The organism is Bartonella sp. AU18XJBT, assembly GCF_028618595.1.
Classification (GTDB): Bacteria; Pseudomonadota; Alphaproteobacteria; order Rhizobiales; family Rhizobiaceae; genus Bartonella.
Genome location: NZ_JAQITE010000134.1, coordinates 1 through 1,374, shown reverse-complemented (window position 1 = coordinate 1,374; position 1,374 = coordinate 1). Strand labels below are relative to the sequence as shown.

The window sequence follows — 1,374 nt, the reverse complement described above, 5'->3', positions numbered from 1 at the left end:
CTTATGGAAATGCTCATGTTTTTGATAAAGCTATAGTTTATGATGGTAGCAATATTTATGACAATGCCAAGGTTTATGGCTCGGCGCGTGTTGGTCCCTGTGCAAAAATTCACGATAATGCTCATGTGAGTGGCAAGGCACAAATTTGCCAATTTACAACGATTTATGGCAATGCGGTGCTTAAAGAAAATAAGAAATTTTCTGAAGATGTCTGTGGTGTTGATAAAGCAGCGTAAATAAAATAACGGCGGCGCGGGGGGCGCACCTCTTTTAAATTTCCCATTCCAAATTTTATCAAACGTTTATCACATTAGATTGTGAGGGTATCTTTATGTGCAAAAAATATGAATTAACTAGTGAAATTAAACAAATTAAAGATAGGATTACTAAACAGATTACAACTCTTTATCGCATTCGTGCTTTAAAAGATTTTGATGATATCAAAGCTGGCGATCTAGGCGGCTTTATTGAAAGTGAAAGCAACCTCTCTCATGATGGCAATTGCTGGGTCTATGATAATGCTCTTGTTTTAAGTCCAGCCCATATTTACGAAAATGCCAAGGTTTTTAATAACGCTATTATAATGGGCTTTGTTTATGGCAATGCTCATGTATGTGACAGTGCCCGCGTTTATGCAAATGCTCATGTTTATGACAATGCGCATCTTTCTTATAATGCTTGGGTCTGTGGGCGGGTTTATGGCAATGCAAAATTATCAGGAAATGCGCGTATTTATGGCAATGCCGTGGTTTATGATAATGCGCATATTTCTTATAATGCTTGGGTTTATAATTATGCAAGGGTTTATGGGCATGCTCAGGTTTCTGGCTCTGTCTGTGTTTACAGCCATGCCAAGATTTATAACCATGCTATTGTCAAAGGTCATGCTAAAATTTATGGCAAGGTTTATGGCAATGTTATTGTAAGTGGCTATGCTGAGGTTTATGGCTCTGTTTATGGCAATGCCAAGGTTTCCTATCATGCCAAGGTCTGGGGTAAAGCCTATGGCAATGCAAAATTAAACAGTCAAAGTAAAGTAAGTGTCGTTCCTAAAAAATGTGAGGTTTATGAAAATGATAATATTATCAAAATTACGGATACAGACAAATAAATGACAAGCATGGGGGGCGTGCATTCTTTAATGGCTATAAACGCATATAAAATGCATTGCTAATAACATATCATAAAAGAGAGAGTAAAATAAAAGAAAGCCGTGCCAATTGATATGACGCGGCTTTCAAATGTCTATTCTAATGATTAAAATTAATCACCTACATGGAGTAATGAATGCATATATACAAAACGTATCATATTGCAAGCGCTCTATGAGAGATATGAAAACTTATCAAAAGAAACGTAAACGATGCGTATGAT

Annotated in this window: 1 protein-coding gene and 1 pseudogene; both read left to right on the top strand. The window is 36.5% G+C overall.

Annotation, left to right across the window (positions count from 1 at the left end):
• Window positions 1-236 (top strand): annotated as a pseudogene (locus PVV60_RS10520) (hypothetical protein); the annotation flags it as partial.
• A 95-nt stretch (window positions 237-331) separates the two neighbouring features.
• The gene (locus PVV60_RS10515) at window positions 332-1,111 is read left to right on the top strand and encodes a hypothetical protein (RefSeq protein WP_273724675.1); all 780 of its coding nucleotides are present in this window, start codon (window positions 332-334) and stop codon (window positions 1,109-1,111) included.
• Window positions 1,112-1,374: the final 263 nt, after the last annotated feature.